14 protein-coding genes are annotated in these 16,126 nt (G+C 60.9%); 11 read left to right on the top strand and 3 right to left on the bottom strand.

Going from position 1 to position 16,126, the window contains the following annotated elements; translation table 11 throughout:
- Positions 1-77 precede the first annotated feature (77 nt).
- From ACILSI_RS08100 to ACILSI_RS08060, 9 genes are all read left to right on the top strand, one after another.
- The gene (locus ACILSI_RS08100; protein WP_395721358.1) at positions 78-881 is read left to right on the top strand and encodes an SDR family NAD(P)-dependent oxidoreductase; all 804 of its coding nucleotides are present in this window, start codon (positions 78-80) and stop codon (positions 879-881) included.
- Positions 882-928: 47 nt separating this feature from the next.
- A complete protein-coding gene (locus tag ACILSI_RS08095; protein ID WP_395721357.1) occupies positions 929-1,459 on the top strand; it encodes an ECF-type sigma factor in 531 nt (176 codons plus the stop codon).
- An 88-nt stretch (positions 1,460-1,547) separates the two neighbouring features.
- Entirely contained in the window at positions 1,548-3,140 is a 1,593-nt protein-coding gene (locus ACILSI_RS08090) for a protein kinase domain-containing protein (protein WP_395721356.1), read from the top strand.
- A 115-nt stretch (positions 3,141-3,255) separates the two neighbouring features.
- A complete protein-coding gene (locus tag ACILSI_RS08085; RefSeq protein ID WP_395721355.1) occupies positions 3,256-3,597 on the top strand; it encodes a hypothetical protein in 342 nt (113 codons plus the stop codon).
- A 135-nt stretch (positions 3,598-3,732) separates the two neighbouring features.
- Positions 3,733-4,050: a hypothetical protein gene (locus ACILSI_RS08080; RefSeq protein ID WP_395721354.1), complete on the top strand. Its 318-nt coding sequence runs from the start codon at positions 3,733-3,735 to the stop codon at positions 4,048-4,050.
- Between the two features lie 119 nt (positions 4,051-4,169).
- Entirely contained in the window at positions 4,170-5,057 is an 888-nt protein-coding gene (locus ACILSI_RS08075) for a sugar phosphate isomerase/epimerase family protein (RefSeq protein ID WP_395721353.1), read from the top strand.
- 17 nt (positions 5,058-5,074) lie between these two features.
- Positions 5,075-5,992, top strand: coding sequence for a prolyl oligopeptidase family serine peptidase (locus ACILSI_RS08070; protein ID WP_395721352.1), 918 nt, complete (start codon positions 5,075-5,077; stop codon positions 5,990-5,992).
- A gap of 38 nt (positions 5,993-6,030) precedes the next feature.
- Complete coding sequence (locus ACILSI_RS08065; protein ID WP_395721351.1) at positions 6,031-8,871, top strand: PSD1 and planctomycete cytochrome C domain-containing protein; 2,841 nt, start codon at positions 6,031-6,033, stop codon at positions 8,869-8,871.
- Between the two features lie 4 nt (positions 8,872-8,875).
- Positions 8,876-10,279 carry a DUF1501 domain-containing protein gene (locus ACILSI_RS08060; protein ID WP_395721350.1) on the top strand — a complete coding sequence of 468 codons (1,404 nt, stop codon included), beginning with the start codon at positions 8,876-8,878 and terminating at the stop codon, positions 10,277-10,279.
- A 141-nt stretch (positions 10,280-10,420) separates the two neighbouring features.
- On the opposite strand, the gene ACILSI_RS08055 is transcribed toward ACILSI_RS08060, so the two are convergent.
- Together ACILSI_RS08055 and ACILSI_RS08050 are read right to left on the bottom strand one after the other, a co-directional pair.
- Entirely contained in the window at positions 10,421-11,626 is a 1,206-nt protein-coding gene (locus ACILSI_RS08055) for an exo-alpha-sialidase (protein WP_395721349.1), read from the bottom strand.
- A gap of 86 nt (positions 11,627-11,712) precedes the next feature.
- Positions 11,713-12,456, bottom strand: a complete 744-nt coding sequence (locus ACILSI_RS08050; RefSeq protein ID WP_395721348.1) for an RraA family protein — start codon at positions 12,454-12,456, stop codon at positions 11,713-11,715.
- Positions 12,457-12,558: 102 nt separating this feature from the next.
- Here ACILSI_RS08050 and ACILSI_RS08045 point away from each other — a divergent pair, with 102 nt between their 5' ends.
- Entirely contained in the window at positions 12,559-13,623 is a 1,065-nt protein-coding gene (locus tag ACILSI_RS08045) for a substrate-binding domain-containing protein (RefSeq protein WP_395721347.1), read from the top strand.
- A 6-nt stretch (positions 13,624-13,629) separates the two neighbouring features.
- Here the strand turns inward: ACILSI_RS08045 and ACILSI_RS08040 are convergent, their stop codons facing one another.
- Positions 13,630-14,433 (bottom strand): class I SAM-dependent methyltransferase, encoded by an 804-nt coding sequence (locus ACILSI_RS08040; protein ID WP_395721346.1) that lies wholly within the window; start codon positions 14,431-14,433, stop codon positions 13,630-13,632.
- A gap of 284 nt (positions 14,434-14,717) precedes the next feature.
- Between ACILSI_RS08040 and ACILSI_RS08035 the strand changes: the two genes are divergently transcribed.
- Entirely contained in the window at positions 14,718-16,082 is a 1,365-nt protein-coding gene (locus ACILSI_RS08035) for a cellulose synthase family protein (RefSeq protein WP_395721345.1), read from the top strand.
- The last annotated feature ends 44 nt before the right edge of the window (positions 16,083-16,126 follow it).

Genomic DNA, 16,126 nt, shown 5'->3' with positions numbered 1-16,126 from the left:
ACTTTTTGCTATGCCGCATTTCGCACACACTTTGTCGTGGTGAAAAGGGCGCAGAGCTCGTTATGCTCCGCACCTCCATGAACCGTCTCGAAAACAAAGTCATCCTCATCACCGGCAGCGTCACCGGCATCGGCAAGGCCATAGCGAAGCGTTGTGTCGCCGAAGGTGCGAAAGTGCTCATCCATGGCCTGGAGGCCGATTTGGGCGCGGAAACGCTCGCGGAGTTCGGCGCGGACAAGGCGGCGCTCGTGCTCAAAGACCTCGCGGAGGAGTATGCGCCGCAATTGCTCGTCGAGAAGGCTGTGAGTGCCTTTGGCAAGCTCGACGCTGTGGTGAACAACGCCGCGCAGGTCGGCCTCGGCAACATTCACGACACGGATGCGAAATGGTTCCGCCGCATGCTCGAGATCAACTGCGTGGTGCCTTATCTCCTCATCCGCGCCGCCTTGCCGCATCTGCGTGAAGCACGCGGCAGCGTCATCAACATCGGCAGCGTCAATGCGTGGAGCGGCGAGCCCAATTTGATGCCCTACAGCGTCTCCAAAGGCGCTCTCATGACCCTCACGCGCAATCTGGGGGACACACTCATGCGTGAGGACGGCGTGCGTGTGAATCAAATCAATCCCGGCTGGGTGCTGACCGAGAACGAAGCCAAACGCAAACGCTCCCACGGCCTCAAAGACGACTGGTATGCCGATCTGCCAAAGGTCTATGCCCCCGCCGGCCGCATCCTCTGGCCCGACGAGATCGCCGCCTGCGCCGCCTGGCTCCTCGCCGACGAATGCGGCCCCATCAGCGGCCAGGTTTTCGATTTGGAGCAGCACCCCTTCATCGGCCGCAATCCGCCGAAGGACGCGAGCACCATTCCGACGAAGCCGTGATGGCTTCGTGATTTGACAGACGGGCGAGCACCCACCACGCTGCTTATGTGGACGAGTTACTTCCGCCTGCCGAAGCCGATGCCAGCTCTTCGGAATTGTTGCCGCAGGTCTATGATGATCTGCGCAAACTGGCCCGTGGCATGGTGGCGGGCGATGCCCAGCAGACGCTGACGGCTACAGCGCTGGTGCATGAAGCGTGGATGCGCGTGTCCAAAGACAGCGCGCCACGCTGGGAAAACCGCCGTCATTTCTTCGGCGCGGCGGCGCAAGCCATGCGGCGCATTCTCATCAATCGCGCGCGTGACAAGAACCGCCTCAAACGCGGCGGCAATCATGAGCATCTGGTTCTTGAGGATGTGGAGATCTCCGCCCCCATGCCCGACAAGGAATTGCTGGCGCTCGATGAGGCGCTGGAACGGCTGGGAAAAAAAGAGCCGTTCCTCGCGGAAGTCGTGGGGCTGCGCTTTTTTGCAGGCTTGTCGTGGCCGGAGATCGCGGACATGACCGGAGTTCCAGAACGGGAGCTGAACCGACAGTGGGCTTTTGCCCGCGCGTGGCTGCGGACCGAGCTGGCCTGAATTTTGCCGGAATGGATGAGCGACGGGGCATGTCTCCGTGGCATCGTCTTTCGACAGAGCCCTGCTTCAACCTGCGAACCTTCCCGCAATGCCCCCTTCCAATTCATCCATCTCACGACAGAAGGAGATCTTCCTCGCAGCCCGTGAGATCTCGGACGCTGGGGAGCGTGCCCGCTTCATCACTGAAGCATGTGGTGGGGATTTCGCCCTGCGTGGCCGCATTGAGACGATGCTGGGGGCGGAAGGAGAAAAGAATGGTTTTCTGGAGCCGAACGAAACCCTAACTGCATCTGTGCCGATTCCCGCCGCGGGAGACAAGGTCGGCTACTTCGGCGACTATGTGCTGCTTGATGAGATCGCGCATGGTTCATCAGGCGTCGTTTTTCGGGCGCGCCAGGTGTCTCTGGACCGCGTAGTGGCGCTGAAGATGCTGCGGCACCGCCCTCTGCTGAGCAAGGAGGCGGACACCCAACGACTGCGGGCGGAGGCCACGGCTGCCGCCTCGCTGGATCATCCAAACATCGTGCCGATCTATGAAGTCGGAGCGCATGAGGGGCAGCCATATTTCAGCATGAAGCTCGTGGCGGGCGGCACGCTGCAGTTTCACATGGCGGAATATCAGGCAGCCCCTCGAAAGGCGGTGGCGCTCATGGTCAAAGTCGCCCGCGCCGTGCAACACGCGCACGCCAAGGGTATCCTGCACCGGGATCTGAAGCCGGGGAACATCCTGCTCGATGCCGTTGGTGAGCCGCACGTCACGGATTTTGGTCTCGCGCGGAAAATGGGCCAGGAGTCGGGCCTGACAATGACAGGGGTGGTGGGCACCCCGCATTACATGAGCCCGGAGCAGGCGCGTGGCGGCGTGCGCGAGCTCACACCCGCCACGGACATCTACAGCCTCGGGGCGATCCTTTACGAACTGGTGGAGGGCCATCATGCGTTTGAATCGGACGATCTCATCGAGCTGCTGAAGCAGGTGGCTGAAAAACCGCCACCTACGCCGCGCACGCCGCACCGCGAACTGGCCGCGATCCTGATGAAATGCCTGGAGAAGTCGCCCGCCGCCCGCCACGCCACTGCGGCGGAGCTGGCCGATGCGTTGGAAAACTGGCTGCGCGTTGATCCAGTCGTCACGCGGCGGCCCGTGCTTAGGAAAGCATGGAAGCCGGCTCTGGCCGCAGCCGCAATGATCCTGCTGGCCATCGGTGTGAAGGTGCTGTGGGATGGCCGGCAAGGCACTGAAATGCATGAGACGCTCACGCTCGTACACACCTTCGCCGGGCACCGCTACCAGTTCGTTCCCGGCGCGATGGGCTGGACCGAGGCAAAGGCGAAAGCAGAGACGATGGGAGGACACCTCGCCACGATCACGAGCAAGGAAGAGTGCAAATGGATCTACGCGACCTTCCGCACGCAGCTCGATGCGGCTCATCGCTCCTCCAGCATCTGGCTGGGCGCGAGCGCGGCAGCCAGCGGCCAGCCGTTCACATGGATCACCGGCGAGCCCTTCACCTTCACCGATTGGCCCGAGGGCGAGCCCGATTATTCCTCCACCATGGGCCAGCCGGTACCGGGACCGTTTGGCATCGTCATCAAGCATCATGGGAGGCTTTGCTGGTTCGATGATCCTGTGAGGCGCAAAAACGCCAGCGCAGGCCTGCTTGTCGAGTGGGACAAATGACGCGTTTGGCCAGGCATTGAAATTATCTCAACTTTTCTGCCGGAACGAATCACGAATGGGGCATGCTCAGGTGAATGGAGCATTTCGCTCCTGCCTCCAAGATCCGCCCACATCCATGAAACACTTCCTTGCCCTCCTCAACATCGTCTGCTCGGTGCTGCTTTTCAGCACTGCGTCCGTGGCCTTCGCCGACCTGCCCCAGCAACGCAAAGCTCTCGATGAGCTCCAGGCCGCGAAGAAAGCCGCCGATCCCCTGCCCTTGCTGGAGTCCGCCAAAACCCGCATCTCCAAGGCCAACAAGGGAAACAAGGGCGGGGAAAAGGAAGACGTGACCGACAAGATTGAAGAGGCCATCCAGGAGCTGCAGGCTGGCAACAGAAGCAAAATGGAGTCAAAGATCAACGCGGCCATTGCCAACCTCCATCAGGGCAAGGACAAGTCGAAACGTCCGAAATGAGGCGTGGCGGCAGATTTTGAAGAATCTTTGGCTCTTTTGCCGGAACGCGACCCGGACGGTGCATCGGGTGAGCGAATCCAGGGAACGCACCCCCATATCCACCCAAACGACACCTGCACAAACACAACCAAACCTATGAACCGCCATCTAACCCACCTCCTCGCCGTCGTCTGCATCACACTTGGACTGTGCAGCACGCTGAATGCCGTCGAACCCCGCATGGAGAAGGCCATCCAGCTTCTTCAGCAGGCACAGGCCTCCCCAAACCCCGTGCCGCTGCTCGAACAAGCCCAGCAGCACCTGCAGAACGCCACGGGCAACAAGGCCGGATTCAAGGTCAATGCCATCAAGACCATCAAGCAGGCCATCAAAGCGGCACAGCGCGGCAGCAACGTCCAAGCGCAGATCGGACAGGCCATCGCGCAGGTTCAGGCGGGCATCAATGCTCGGTGATCTGGCCGGAAGTGCCGCCACTAAAGATAAGAACTCGAGGCGGCAGGCGGGGACGCAGGTCGCAAATCACACACACTTTGTCGTGGTGCAAGCGGGCCGCCCTTCGTTATGCTGGGTCCATGCCCAAACTCGCCGCCTTCCCGAAAGCCTTCATGGTCGCCCTTTGCAAAGAAGGGACGATGACCGTCTCCGAATGGATCAAGCTCGCCTCCACGCTCGATGTGCAGGGCCTGGAGTGGTATGCGGGTTTCCTGGAGATGGCCGATGAGAAAAACTGGCCGCGCTTTCGCCAGGAGGTCGAGGACACCGGCAAGGTCATCCCGATGATGTGCTGCTCGCCGGACTTCACGCACCCAGACGCCGCCTTCCGCGAAAAGGAGATCGCCAAGCAGAAACGCTGGATCGACATGACGCACACGCTCGGCGGCAGCTACTGCCGCGTGCTCAGCGGCCAGCGCCGGCCTGAGTTGACCCTAGATGAGGGCGTGAAGCTCGCCGCCGACTCCATCCACGCCTGCCTGCCGTATGCGCAGGAGCGCGGCATCACGCTCATCATTGAAAACCACTACAAGGACGACTTCTGGGAGTATCCCGAGTTCGCGCAGAAGATGGATGTCTTCTGCAAGCTCGTCGATGCCGTGAACCACCCGAATTTCGGCGTGAACTACGATCCCTCGAACACCTACCTCGCCGGTGAGGACCCCATCGAACTGCTGAAACGCGTGTCGCATCGCGTCGTCACCATGCACGCGAGTGACCGCTACCTCGCCGAGGGCACCATCGAAGACCTGCGCAAAGAAGAAGGCGGTGCGCAAGGCTATGCGAAGCGTTTGCGCCACGGAGAGATCGGCAAAGGCCTCAACGACTACGACGCCATCTTCACCGAGCTGAAGAGCAAAGGCTTCAACGGCTGGATCAGCATCGAGGACGGCGTCGATGGCATGGAGCAGCTCGCCAGGAGCGTCGATTTCCTGAAGCGGAAGATCGCGCAGCATTGGGGTGTTTAGTTTCCACGTTCCTTATTATGAAACTCCTCTTCACCCTTGCTCTCGTCACCACGTCTCTTCTCGCTCAGGAGCCAGAACGCATCCGCGACATCATTTACACGAAGCATGACGGCGTGGCGCTGACGATGGACGTGTTCAAGCCAGCTAAACCGAACGGCGCAGGCATCATCAAGATCGTGAGCGGCGGCTGGAAATCGAACCACAACGGCATCAACGACGGCGGCTGGCCGAAGGCGGGCTACACCACGTTCGTGGTCGTGCATGGCACGCAGCCGAGGTTTCAGGTCGAGGAGATCGTGGCCGATCTGAATCGCTCGGTGCGTTTTGTCCGTGCGAATGCCGCATCGTATGGCGTGGACCCGCAGAAGCTCGGCGTCACCGGCAGCAGCGCAGGTGGTCATCTCAGTTTGATGCTCGCGACTCGTGGCGGTCCGGGCAATCCGAAGGCAGCTGACCCGGTTGATCGCGAAAGCAGCGCCGTGAATGCCGTCGCGTGCTTCTATCCTCCCACCGATTACCTGAACTGGTTCGAGCCCGGCGACAACGCTGTCGGCATCGGCAAGCTGGCAGCCTACGCCGCCGCGTTTGGCCCTAAAGCGGCCACACCGGAAGGCCGTGAAGCACTCGGGCGCGAGCTGTCGTCGATCTACTGGGTCCACAAAGGACAGCCGCCGATCTTCATCGTGCATGGCGACGCCGACCCGCAGGTCTCCATCACGCAATCCGAGCGCTTTTTGAAACGCTGCCACGAAGTCGGCACCGTGTGCGAACTAGTCATCCGCCAGGGCGCAGGCCACGGTGGCTGGCAGGAGATGCCGCAGGACACGGAGCGCATGGTCGAGTGGTTTGATCTTCAACTCCTCGGCAAGCAGCCCGCGAAGCCCTTCACGCTGAATGTTTCTTCGCTACCAAGCACGCCGGTGAAGAAAAAGTAGGCCGAGTGAGCCGCGTGTGTTGCGGCGTATGACTGCGGATGCTTTTTCGCCTTTCTTTGCTCTCGATCACCACGCTGGCTGGCGCGGCGGATTTGTCGTTCAATCGCGACATCCGCCCGATCCTCAGTGACAACTGCTTTTACTGCCACGGCCCGGACAAAAACAACCGCAAGGGCGATCTGCGGCTCGACGTGCGGGAGGAACTGATCAAGCTGGGGCCACAGAACCTGATCGAACGCATCACCACGACTGACGCCGATGATCTGATGCCACCGGCTGAGTCGCACAAGACGCTCTCGGCGAAGCAAAAGGACACGCTGAAGCAGTGGATCGCCGAAGGAGCGAAGTATGAGCCGCATTGGGCCTTCGTGCCGCCGGTGAAGCCGAAGTCCGGCAACTCGATTGATGATTTCATTCGGGCGGAGTTGAAGAAGCATGGGCTTCAGCCTGCGCCCAGGGCATCACGGGAGACTTTGATCCGGAGGCTGGCTTTGGATCTCACTGGGCTGCCGCCGAAGCCATCTGACGAGGCTGACCTGAATGACTTTATTGACCGGTTGCTGCAATCACCGCACTACGGGGAACACATGGCGGTCGGGTGGCTGGATGCGGCGAGGTTTGCGGACACGAACGGCTACCAGGTGGATCGTGATCGCGAGCTGTGGCCTTGGCGGGACTGGGTGATCAAGGCGTTCAATGCGAACATGCCTTTCGATCAGTTCACCATCGAGCAGATCGCGGGGGATTTGCTGCCGGGAGCAACGCTGGATCAAAAGATCGCCACGGGGTTTCATCGCAATCACATGCTCAATGAGGAGGGCGGCATCATCGCGGAGGAGTTTTTGGCCGAATACACGGCGGACCGCGTGGAGACGACCGCCGCCGTTTGGCTCGGCCAGACCTTCAACTGCGCCCGCTGTCACGATCACAAGTTCGATCCCTTCACGCAGCACGATTTTTACGCGATGAAGGCCTTCTTCCACAATGTTCCGGAACGCGGCGTGGGTATTTACAGCAATCCGGTGCGCACCAATGCGCCGCCTTTTGTGAAACTGCCCGCGCCGGAGCTCGAGGCGAAAATCACCGCGCTGAATGCGAAGCTCAAACCGGTCGAAGATCAGCTCAAAGGCCTCGCAGCCGGTGATCTCGAGCCTTGGGCGAAAAAGCTCGCGGCGACGAAGATCGACTGGCAGCCGCTGGAGCCGCAAAAAGCGACCGGGGGCGATAATCCGCCTCAAATCGTCGACAAGGCCGTTTTGGTCGGTCCGCAGGAAACGCGGGCCAACAACATCGTGATCCGGGTGAAGCTGCCAGCGGGCAAAATCACCGCGCTGCGTCTCGAATGCTCGACGACGGCTCCTTCGGCCAGTTTTCAATGGAGCGAGCTCAAAGTCGGCAAAACGAAGCTCCACGCCATCGACGCCACGCATGCCAACGTGCTCGACAACGACCGCAAAACCAAATCCGTGCTCTCGGTGGCACCCGGCAAGCCAGTGCAGGCGCTGTTTGAGCTCGAAAAGCCTCTCGAAGGTGCCGAGGTGGCGATCTCGATCGGTGTCGAGAATGCCGGCGGGCCTTCGCAGTGGCGTTTGTTTGCCACCAAGAATGCGACGGAACTGATCGCGCCCGCGAGCATCGTGACGATCGCGCAAAAAGAGGCCGCCAAACGCACCGCGGCCGAGCGCAAACAGCTCGCGAGCTTTCGCCTGGCGCAGATGCCTGAGCACCGTCGCCTGAGTGAAGAGGAGGCTGCTTTGAAGAAGCAGATCGCCGCTGCGGAGGCGGAGATTCCGACCACGCTGGTCATGGAGGAGCAGAAGGAGATGCGTCCGACCTTCATCCTGATGCGCGGGGCTTACGACAAGCCGGGTGAGAAGGTCAGCGCTGCCACGCCGGCCGTTTTGCCCGCCCTCGCTGCCGATTTACCGCGCAATCGTCTCGGCCTCGCCAAGTGGCTCGTGAGCCGCGAGAACCCACTCACGGCCCGCGTGATCGTGAACCGCTTCTGGCAGCATTTCTTCGGCACCGGTCTCGTGCGCACAAGCGAGGACTTTGGCTCTCAAGGCGAGCCGCCGAGCCATCCGGAGCTGCTCGACTGGCTTGCCGTGACGTTTCAAGAAAGCGGCTGGGATGTGAAGAAGCTCGTGAAGCTGATCGTGACGAGCGAGACCTATCAGCAGAGTTCGCGTCATTCGTCGGATCAGTCCGATCTGTCGAATCAATGGCTCTCACGTGGGCCGCGTCATCGCCTGAGCGCCGAGGTGATTCGCGATCAAGCCTTGGCGGCGAGTGGGCTGCTTGTGGAGAAAATCGGCGGTCCGAGCGTGAAGCCGTATCATCCGCCGGGGCTTTATGAGCAGGTCGTGGCGCAGCGTGACAATCCCAAGGCCACCTACCAGCAAGGCAGTGGCGACGATCTGCATCGTCGCAGCCTTTACACCTACTGGAAGCGCAGCGTGCCGCATCCCGGCATGCTGCTCTTTGATGCGCCTTTCCGCGAGACCTGCGCCCTTCGTCGTTCACGCTCGAACACGCCGCTGCAGGCGCTCAATTTGATGAATGACCCGACGTATGTCGAAGCGGCTCGGTTTCTGGCGCAACGCATGATCAAGGAAGGCGGCACGAGCATCGAGTCTCGCCTCACGCATGGTTTTCGACTGCTTCTCGGACGAAAACCGAGCCAACACGAACTCCAAGTCCTCACGACCGCGGTGGAGCGATCCATCAAAGACTTCACGAAAGACGCAGAAGCCGCCAAACAGCTTCTCACCTTCGGCGAGGCCAAAACGGACGACAAACTGAGCGCTGCTGAACTCGCTGCCTACACCACGGTCGCCAGCACGCTGATCAATCTCGACGAAACCATCACCAAGGAGTGACCTCATGAGCACCGAATCCTCCCTCGCCCCTTTTTCGCGTCGCAACTGGCTTAAGAGCCTTGCGCTGGCATCGCTCGCAAATCCAAAACTCTTCGCCGTGCCTTCGGCGCACTTTGCGCCGAAGGCGAAGCGCATCATCTGGCTCACGCAGGCGGGCGCGCCGTCGCAGCTCGATCTGTTTGATTACAAGCCGGGGCTCGCCTCGCAGTTCGACAAGGATTTGCCGAACTCGGTGCGTGGCGAGCAGCGGCTCACGGGCATGACAGCGGGGCAGAAGCGTTTCCCGATCGCGCCGTCGGTATTCAAGTTTGCGCAGCATGGCCAAAGCGGCATGTGGCTGAGCGAGTTACTGCCGCACACGTCGAAGTTCGCCGATGAGATCTGCCTGATCCGCTCGCTGCACACGGAGGCGATCAACCACGATCCGGCGATGACGTTGCTTCAAACCGGACATCAAATCGGCGGGCGACCCGCGTTTGGCGCGTGGGTGTCGTATGGCCTTGGCTCCGACAACGCGGACCTGCCAGCCTTTGTCGCGCTCATCTCGCGTCCCAGCGGCCCCACGAACGCGCAACCACTGCACGAACGCATGTGGGGCAGCGGTTTCCTGCCGTCGAAGTATCAGGGCGTGCGCATGAGCTCCGGCAAGGACCCCGTGCTCTTCCTTTCCAATCCGCCGGGTATCACCACGGAGCGACGCCGTGCCATGCTCGACGATGTCGCCGCGTTGAACCGCCTCAAGCTCGCCGATTACCACGATCCCGAAACGCAGGCCCGCATTGATCAATACGAGATGGCCTTCCGCATGCAGTCTGCCGTGCCTGATCTCGCCGATCTCTCCAAAGAGCCCGCCGACATCTACGAGCGCTACGGTCCCGAATCGAAGAAGCCGGGAACGTATGCCGCGAACTGCATCCTCGCCCGCCGACTCGCCGAGCGTGGCGTGCGCTTCATCCAGCTCTACCATCGCGGCTGGGATCAGCACAACAACCTGCCCAGCGGCATCAAGAGCCAGTGCCACGACACCGATCAGCCCACCGCGGCGCTTTTGGCGGAGCTCAAAGAGCGCGGCATGCTCGATGACACGCTCGTCATCTGGGGCGGCGAGTTTGGCCGCACGGTGTATTCGCAGGGCGTGCTCACCCGCGACAATCACGGCCGCGATCACCACCCGCGCTGCTACAGCGTCTGGATGGCTGGAGCCGGTGTCAAAGGCGGCCACGTCCACGGCGAGACCGACGACTTCAGCTACAACATCGTCAAAGACCCCGTCCACATCCACGACCTCAACGCCACCGCGCTCCACCTCCTCGGCCTCGACCACACCCGCCTCACCTACCGCTTCCAAGGACGTGATTACCGCCTCACGGACATTCATGGCGAGATCGTGAAGGGCGTGCTGGGGTGAAGAGTCGTGCCCGACGCATTCCGCACACTAACAGCGGCTCGGCGGCGTTGAGGCAACCACTGAGGACACAGAGAGCCGAGCACAGCGAGACAGCCCGCCAGGACAGATCAAGCAAAATGCGGGCAACCACAGAGAACAACTTCATGGCGTGGTGATCCATTCAAGATTGAAACGGGCGAGCGTCAGACGCCCGCCAGCAAAGGCGGCCACACCTTGGTTGTCACCACTCCGACCGTAGAAGCAGAGAATGGCACCGGACTGGGTGACGGCGATGTCGGAGTACATGCTGGGGCCGTCTTCGATGAGCTTGTTCACCGGCCAGCTCCGGCCTTCGTCGCGACTGATCTTCACGCTGACATTCTTGCGGTCGCGGTTTTTGCCGGGTTCGGCCTTGCCTTTGGCTTTGTCGAGATTGTGAGGATTGGAAAAGAGGATGAGGCTTTGCCCGTCGTGATTATAGCGCACAATGCCGCCCATGCAGATGGGTTCGAGCAGCGCGTCATCAAACTTCGGAGTGCTCCAGCCGGTCGCGCCGTCTTTGCTGATGGTGATGAGGCGGCGATGCGCTTTCGACTCGCTGCGGACGTTGAGCATGACACTGCCGTCGTTGAGTTCGATGGCGACGGTCTCGTTCGGGTTGATCCATTCCTCGGTGCAGGGCACGGCGATGTCGCCGGCCTTCCAACTCTTGCCTGAATCATCACTGTAAATGGTCGCGGTGACGCTGGGGCGATGCGCATTTCCGCCGGTGCCGGTGGAAAGCCAGACGGGGACAACGAGGCGGCTGGTTTTGAGCTGGATGCTGTGGTTAGGGCCGGTGGCGAGCACTTTCCAGTCGTAGTCTTTCTTGAAGGCCTCAAACGCGGAGGTGATCTCGGTGGGTTTGCTGAAAGTGAGACCGTCGTCCTCGCTGCGCTGGTAAAAGACGCGCTCGTATTCGAGGCAGAAGAGCATGTGAACAGCGCCGCCCTTGTCAGCGATGAGGACGGGGTTGTTGTAGGTCACGTCGTTGGGATCGACGTTTTTCATCTTGAGAGCGAAAGGGTTTTTCTGCTTCGGGCCTTCGACGTTGGCGATGCTTTTCGACGCGCTCCAGGTTTTGCCATCGTCGGTGCTGCGGCGCAGGAGAATGCGGATGTCATCCCAGTCGCTGACACCGGCGGCACGTTTCCGCGCCTCGCACCAGGCGAGCACGGTGCCCTTCGCCGTGACGACGAGGCCTGGAATGTGATACAGGCTGTAGGCGGGATCTTCGCCGACGGTGAACAGGTCTTGTTTTTCAATGAAAGGCTCGGCAGCCGTGAGGAAGCCACTGAGCGCAATGGTGATGACGTAAGCGAGTTTCATGGTGGTTGGCAGTTGTGAGTGTGTGACAGAAAAAATTGCGCTCGAATGCGGTTGGTCGGGAGTGCTGCTTCAATGACTCATCGAATCTACCACTCTCCCTCACGCTGGAATTTTCCCCGGGCGTTCTTACCAAACTGCGCTCCGGCCTCGGCGAGGTTGGCGAGGACTTGGTCGCTGCTGAGTCCGGCGCTGCCACGCGCGGCGGGGATGACGGTCTGGCATTCGTTGGCGTCCATGAAGCGGGAGGCTTCGAGGATTTTGGGTTGCTCGTCAGGCGAGATGATGATGAAACCGTGCTTGTCGGCATGGATGAGGTCGCCAGGAGAGACTTTACGGCCAAAGACCTCGACTTCGCAGTTCCAGCGCACGGGATGAACATACGCGTGGCCGACGCAAAGGCGGCGAGCGAGCGCTTTGAAGCCGGCGTTGGTCATTTCATCGACATCGCGGATCGCACCATCGACGATGGTGCCCACGCAACCGAGGGCACGGTGCATGTTGCTGTTCACCTCGCCCCAGAAGGCACCGATGGTGCGCGGCTTGTCGAGATCCTGCACGCAGACGATCTTGGGACCGGGCATGCTGGCGACGTAGCGACGGTATTCGTTCCAGCCATCGGGATTGGCCTCGCGATGTGCCTTGTTGCTCGGCTCGATGACGACTGTGATGGCGTAACCGACCATCGGCCCCATCTGTGACATGAAGTCGCGGGTTTCTTCGAGGTTGAAGGCATCAGCGGCAGGATCACGCTTGGTGATCTGCTCCCAGCCGTTGTAGATGGTGGGGGTGTTCCAGCGCTTGAGTTGGACGAGGTCGGAGTGAGGGAGCATGAGGTGGAAATGACGAATTCAGAATGACGAATGACGAAACGATGCGGAGCGTGAAATCTCCGTGGTCAAATGCGATGACCAGGGCATGATGCGGGCCGAATCATGCATGCCGTTCCACCCAGGCCTTCTTTGATCACGCACAGCGCGGACTTTTTGCGCGAGGCTTTGCTGGCGGGTGAATGGATCGATGTTTTGCCCTCCGAGCGTACGCTCTGCACGCGACTGCGCATCAGCCGTCCGACGCTGCGCGCTGTGCTGGCGCAACTGGAACGCGAAGGCGTGATCAGCGCGGTGGAGAATAAGAAGCGCCGCATTCTAGCCGTGAGTGCCAAGCAGCCTGGCAAAGCCAGATCGAACATGATCGCGCTGCTGTCTCCCGTGCCGCAGCAGGCGATGCCGCCCTTTGTGCTGTTCTGGGTGGACGCGTTGCGGGAGTTGCTGGCAGAAGCGGGCCACCAACTGGAAGTGCATGCGAGCGCGCACTGCTTTGTGGCGAAACCTGCGGGCGGACTGAAAAAACTCACCCAGCGCGTGCAAGCCGCCGCGTGGGTGCTGTTCCGCTCGGCGCCGGTGATGCAGCGCTGGTTTGCCGAGCAAAACATCGCGACGGTGATCGCAGGATCATGCGCGGACGGGCTGGAGCTGCCATCCGTCGATCTCGATTACCGAGCCACCTGCCGTCATGCCGCGACGATGCTGATGCAAAAAGGGCACCGGCAGATCGCGCTGCTGCTGCCGGGCTCCTCGCACGGTGGTGATGTGGAAAGCGCGCACGGTTTTCGCGAGGCGTTTGCGACCTCGAATGCCGCGCCGATCCTGCTGCAGCACCATGAAACCGCCGAGCAGGTCGTTGAGCAGTTGGATGTGCTGCTGAAGCGCAAACCAGCGCCGACAGCCTTTGTCGTGGCCCGGTCCATTCACACACTGACGGTCATCACGCATCTGCTGCGCAGCGGACACCGGCTGCCGCGTGATTTTGCGGTGGTGTCACGCGATGACGATGCGTTTCTCGAACATGTGGTGCCGCGCGTGACACGCTACTCGGCGGATGCGGCGAAATTTGCGAAGCGGCTGTCAAAGCTGGTGCTGGAGCTGGCGCAAACAGGCCACACGAGCACGAAGCCGGTGCGGCTGATGCCGGATCTGCGACGTGGGGAGACGGCGTGAGGAAATTTAAGCAGCGCCTGACTTGCGCAGCACGAGCAGCACATCGGCATAGCTGTCGTCAAAGCGGCGTGGGTCGGTGATGTCGTAAGTGAAGTCGTAGCACTCGACGAACTCAAGCTCCGGCACCTTGCGCAGCAGCGTCTTCAATTGCGCGGCATTGTAGGTGCGGAACTGCCAGCGCGTCTCCTGCGTGTGCGTGCGGCCCGCGTCGGTGATCTTCAACCGGGTGCGCAAGTCTTCGAGGCGTGATTTGGGGTCGGCAGGCCAGGTGTGTGTGTTGCAAACGACTTCAACAGGCCCACGCCGCGCCACCCAGCGCTCATGCTCCTCTTTGCCAGACTCGTAGTCGGTCAGATGCAGGCCCAGGAAGAACAAACCGCCGGGCCGCAGCGTGGCGGCGACGCGGCGCAGGCACTCGGCGGCGTCTTTTTCTGAGTGGAGGTATTTGAAGGTGCTGACGAGGCAATGAGCGAGGTCAAAACCGCCCTTCAGGCCTTTGGGCAGCTCGAAATTCTGCATCCAGTCCTCCCACAGCCGCGCTTTCAGCCCTGCGGCGGCGAGGCGCTCTTTCGCAAAGGTGATCATGTGGGCGTTGCCGTCGAAACCGTTCACATTCCAGCCGCGCTGTGCCATTTCCAGGGCCAGACGACCGCTGCCGCAGGCCGGTTCCAGCAATCGGCGTCCCCGGGCTGGTCGCGCGTGCTTGGCGAAGGCCGCTTCCAGAAAGTCCGCCTCCTGGCAAGTGCCGTCGTCAAAGACGATGTCGTAATAAAGAGGCGTGTCGTACCAGTCGCGCTGTTCGGTGGGCATGCGGCGCATCATGGCGCATCTACGGGACAGCGCCAGAAAGGAACCTGTCTGATCCGGGGGGCTGAAAATTTCCTCATGGCTCTGGCACTCGATTTGCTGCTTGATTGTTTCAGCTTGGTGGAGATTGATTGCGCCCCCTGCCTCGTAGGCCTCCCGATATGATTGTGTGGGATAATCCTTTCTGGTTTACCAGCTACATCCTTGTGTTCACCGCTCTGTCTGCCTTCGGCGCACACAGAATCAAAGTGCTGTATCATTTTTGGAAGCACCGTGCGAACCCGCCCGTGCCCGCTTCCCAGTTCGACGAGCTGCCGGTGATCACGGTGCAACTGCCCATTTTCAACGAGCTGCATGTCGTGGGGAACCTGCTGCGCACGGTCAGCGCCCTGGATTACCCACGCGACCGCCTGCAAATCCAGGTGTTGGACGATTCCACCGACGAAACCGCCGCCCACGCGGAAAAACTCGCCGCCGAACTCAAGGCTCAGGGTTATGACGTGGATTACCGCCACCGTACAAACCGCAACGGCTTCAAAGCCGGGGCGCTGGACGAGGCTATGGCCGCAGCGAAGGGCGACTACATCTGCATTTTCGACGCGGACTTCCAGCCGCAGCCGGATTACCTGAAAAAAGTGATTCATCACTTCACCGATCCAAAGGTCGGCATGGTGCAGGCCCGCTGGGGGCACTTGAACAAGGAATTCTCCCTGCTCACACGTCTTCAGGCGCTGTTCCTCGACGGCCATCTCGTACTGGAACAAACTGCCCGCAGCCGTCACGGTGAGTTTTTGAACTTCAACGGCACCGCCGGCATCTGGCGGCGCTCCGCCATTACCGAAAGCGGCGGCTGGCAGCATGACACGCTGACGGAAGATCTCGACCTCAGCTACCGTGCGCAGTTGAAGGGCTGGAAGTTCATTTATTTGAAGGATGTCGTCGTTCCCGCCGAGCTGCCGCCGGACATGGATGGCTTCAAAAGCCAGCAACACCGCTGGACGAAGGGTTCCATCCAGGTCTGCAAAAAAATCCTGGGCGATGTGTGGCGCAGCGACATCCCGCTGCGGCTAAAGCTGGAGGCCACCGCGCACCTGACCTCGAATTTCGCCTACCTGCTCACGCTCTGCACACTGGTGCTCATGTATCCGGCAAATTTCGTGATGGGAAGTTCCTGGCACAAGGCGGTGTTCGTCGATGTGCCGGTGTTCTTCTTCGCCTCGCTAAGCGTCGTGGCGTTTTACATCACCGCCCAGGGTGCCCAGAGCCGCTTCGGCTGGCTGAAAGCGCTGCCCTATGTGCCGATGCTGCTCGCGCTCGGCATCGGCATGTCGATCAACAACGGCAAAGCGGTGCTCGAAGCGCTGCTGAACCAAAGCTCCGACTTCGTCCGCACGCCGAAATACGGCATCGAAACCAAGGCGCAGGCCGTGAAACAACGCTCCAAGTACAAGGCTGGCAAATCCATTGCTTTGTGGATCGAGGTTACGCTCACCGGTTACTTCGCCTGGATGATCGCTCTCGCGGCGCAGCGCGGCCAGTGGGGTTCCATTCCCTTCCTGCTGCTGTTTTTCTGCGGCTTTGGCTATGTGGCGGCCGGCTCGCTCATGAAGCGCTTTTCGATGTCCGCCCTTCAGGCTCCGCAGGCGGCCTGAGCGGATCATCTTCGCTGCAACACGAAGCGTCGTGCCTGCGTAGC

The sequence above is a fragment of the Prosthecobacter sp. genome (assembly GCF_044232965.1).
Lineage (GTDB): Bacteria > Verrucomicrobiota > Verrucomicrobiia > Verrucomicrobiales > Verrucomicrobiaceae > Prosthecobacter.
The sequence above is the reverse complement of the archived record's forward strand: the minus strand, read 5'-3'. Positions and strand labels throughout refer to the sequence as shown.

Bases quoted from the DNA above. Each gene is read 5' to 3' on its own strand.
- ACILSI_RS08040 (WP_395721346.1), bottom strand. From the start codon at position 14,433: ATGCCCACCGAACAGCGCGACTGGTACGACACGCCTCTTTATTACGAC.
- ACILSI_RS08080 (WP_395721354.1), top strand. From the start codon at position 3,733: ATGAACCGCCATCTAACCCACCTCCTCGCCGTCGTCTGCATCACACTT.
- ACILSI_RS08075 (WP_395721353.1), top strand. From the start codon at position 4,170: ATGCCCAAACTCGCCGCCTTCCCGAAAGCCTTCATGGTCGCCCTTTGC.
- ACILSI_RS08045 (WP_395721347.1), top strand. From the start codon at position 12,559: ATGCATGCCGTTCCACCCAGGCCTTCTTTGATCACGCACAGCGCGGAC.
- ACILSI_RS08070 (WP_395721352.1), top strand. From the start codon at position 5,075: ATGAAACTCCTCTTCACCCTTGCTCTCGTCACCACGTCTCTTCTCGCT.
- ACILSI_RS08100 (WP_395721358.1), top strand. From the start codon at position 78: ATGAACCGTCTCGAAAACAAAGTCATCCTCATCACCGGCAGCGTCACC.
- ACILSI_RS08050 (WP_395721348.1), bottom strand. From the start codon at position 12,456: ATGCTCCCTCACTCCGACCTCGTCCAACTCAAGCGCTGGAACACCCCC.
- ACILSI_RS08060 (WP_395721350.1), top strand. From the start codon at position 8,876: ATGAGCACCGAATCCTCCCTCGCCCCTTTTTCGCGTCGCAACTGGCTT.
- ACILSI_RS08090 (WP_395721356.1), top strand. From the start codon at position 1,548: ATGCCCCCTTCCAATTCATCCATCTCACGACAGAAGGAGATCTTCCTC.
- ACILSI_RS08055 (WP_395721349.1), bottom strand. From the start codon at position 11,626: ATGAAACTCGCTTACGTCATCACCATTGCGCTCAGTGGCTTCCTCACG.
- ACILSI_RS08085 (WP_395721355.1), top strand. From the start codon at position 3,256: ATGAAACACTTCCTTGCCCTCCTCAACATCGTCTGCTCGGTGCTGCTT.
- ACILSI_RS08065 (WP_395721351.1), top strand. From the start codon at position 6,031: ATGCTTTTTCGCCTTTCTTTGCTCTCGATCACCACGCTGGCTGGCGCG.